Here is a 2,375-nt window from a genome sequence, read left to right as displayed (position 1 = left end):
CGACCGCCTGGGCCAGCGCCAAGGGCAGATGCCCGAGGTCGTGAGCAAGCGAAGCGAGCTGGTCAGCGGGCTCGACGCGGCCCTGGGCATCCAGCGCGGCAGTGAGGTACGCGAAGGACTCCTCCGGGGTGAAGAGCCCGACGTCGATCCGACGCCGGCCCTCCCCGAACAGAGCCGAGTCCCGGCAACGGGTGGTGACCAGCACCCGCCCGCTCGAGCTCGCCGGCGGCCACAGGCTGAAACGGCGCGCCGGGTCGCCCGGCTGAACGATCAGGTCACCCGGGTCCGCGACGTCGTCCAGCACGATCAACCACCGGCACACCTGCTGCCCGCTCTTGGGGGCCAGCCAGGCCAGGAACTGCCTCGCGGCCCGCTCGGGGTCTTCAAGGTCGGCACCGCACAACTCGGCACCGGCCTGGGCGAACCCGCTGACCACCGCCGACTGCGTGCTCGCGGTGATCCAGACCAGGACGTCCAGGTTGCCGTCGTCCCAGGCGGCGCGGGCGTAGTCGGCGGCGAGTTGGGTCTTGCCGACCCCACCCATCCCGACCAGGACCTGGGAGAGGACCGCGGTACCGCCGCCTTCGACGGCCGCCCGCAGCCGATCCACCTCCCCGCGGTGTTGAAAGGACCGCGCTGGCGCCGGGACCACGCCCACTTGATGTGGCCACGCGGCCCGCCCGCCGGCACGCGGGTGGTGATGGTGGGTGATCGAGTTATCGTCGCCGTTCACGACCCTGTCGAACGAGATTTGATTGCCGTCGCCTGTCACACCCAAGCCGATGCCCTCACCCGCCGACAACCCTCGCTCCGCCGGCACCGCCTTCCCCGACGAACCCTCACTACTGCCGTGTCGGAACGGCCTCACGGCTGCTGGTTCCCTTGGCTGGTGCCCGCCTCAGTGGAGCCGTCTTCTGCTCGTTTGCGCCAGTGGGCGAGGTTGTTGCGGGTGGTGAGGGTGTCGGGGTGGTCTTCGCCGAGCACCCGGATTCGGTCGGTCAGCAGGTCGGTGAAGGCCTGGGCTGCCCCAGCCGCGTCCCCCGCCTCGCCCCGCCAGTGGGCGAGGTTGTTGCGGGTGGTGAGGGTGTTGGGGTGGTCTTCGCCGAGCACCCGGATTCGGTCGGTCAGCAGGTCGGTGAAGGCCTGCGCTGCCCCAGCCGCATTCCCCGCCTGGCCTCGCCAGTGGGCGAGGTTGTTGCGGGTGGTGAGGGTGTTGGGGTGGTCTTCGCCCAGTACCCGGATCATGGGTTCGAGGAGGTCGGCGAAGGCCTGTGCTGCGCCGGCCGCATCCCCAGCCGTCCCCCGCCAGGTGGCGAGGTTGCCGCGGGCGGCGAGGGTGTCCGGGTGGTCCTCGCCCAGCTTGTTGCGTGCGGCAGCGGCAAGGTGCCGGAAGTGGTCGGCGGCGGCCGTGGTTTGTCCTGACTCGCCGAGGCTGTGGCCGAGGCGGTAGAGCACCGCGTGTGCGTCTGGCTCGTACAGGCTGTCGTCGGCGTGGTGCATGAGTGCGCTGGTGTTGGCGCGCAGGGCCTGGGCGAGGCTGGTGTCGCGTTCGATCGCGGGCCAGGCTTCCAGTAGAGCGACGGCGGCGGTGCGCGCGCTCTGATGGTGCTGGTCCGGGGTGAGGGTGTCGCGCGTGGCGTGCTGAATGAGCTGGTGGATGTGGACGGCTTGGTAGGGGGTGGAGGGTTGGTGGTCGATGAGGCTCAGGCGGTGCAAGGCGCGTAGGGCGCGTACCGCGTCGGTGGGCGAGACAGTGGCCTGCCCCGGGCTGTCGTCAGAGGCGGTGCGGTGGGCGGTGAGGTACGCCCGCGCTGTTTCGCTGGTGAGGACGGGTTGGGGGATGCCGGCGGGGTCGAGGAAGGCAGCGAGCTGGAGCATCGGGCGGGCCAGGCCTGCCGGTTGGAGGGTGTCGGCGCGGTCGATGGACAGGGACCAGGCCGCGGCCACGGCGGTGGCTTGTTCGTCGGGCAGGGAGTCGGGGGCGAGGCGGTGAAGCGTGGTGGTGCGGTCGGCCAGGAGCTGGCGGTAGTCGGCGGCGGTCTCGCCCGCGTCGATCAGGTAGGCGACCGCTTGGGCCAGGGCGAGGGGCAGGTGCCCGAGGTCGTCAGCGAGGGCGGCGAGCTCGTCGGCAGGCTCGACCCGGCCATGCGCCGCCAGAGCGGAGGCGAGGTAGGCGAGGGACTCCTCCCGACTGAACAAGCCCACGTCGATGCGGCGCCGGCCTTCACCGAAGAGAGCGGCGTCCCGGCAGCGGGTCGTGACCAGCACCCGCCCGTGCGCGCTGGCCGGGGGCCACAGGCTGAAACGCTGGCCCGAGCCAGGGTGGGCGATCAGGTCGGCCGGGTCGGCGATGTCGTCCAAGACGATCAGCCACC

Annotated in this window: 2 protein-coding genes; both read right to left on the bottom strand. The window is 71.6% G+C overall.

The genetic code is table 11. From position 1 onward, the window contains the following. On the bottom strand, window positions 1-610 hold a 610-nt coding region (locus AB0O40_RS37760; RefSeq protein ID WP_365050878.1), incomplete at its 3' end, for an NB-ARC domain-containing protein. A gap of 254 nt (window positions 611-864) precedes the next feature. Then, window positions 865-2,375: tetratricopeptide repeat protein (locus AB0O40_RS37755; protein WP_365050875.1), on the bottom strand; the 1,511-nt coding region annotated here is incomplete at its 5' end.

This window comes from Streptomyces sp. NPDC089919, from assembly GCF_040684615.1.
Classification (GTDB): domain Bacteria; phylum Actinomycetota; class Actinomycetes; order Streptomycetales; family Streptomycetaceae; genus Streptomyces.
The sequence above is the reverse complement of the archived record's forward strand: the minus strand, read 5'-3'. Positions and strand labels throughout refer to the sequence as shown.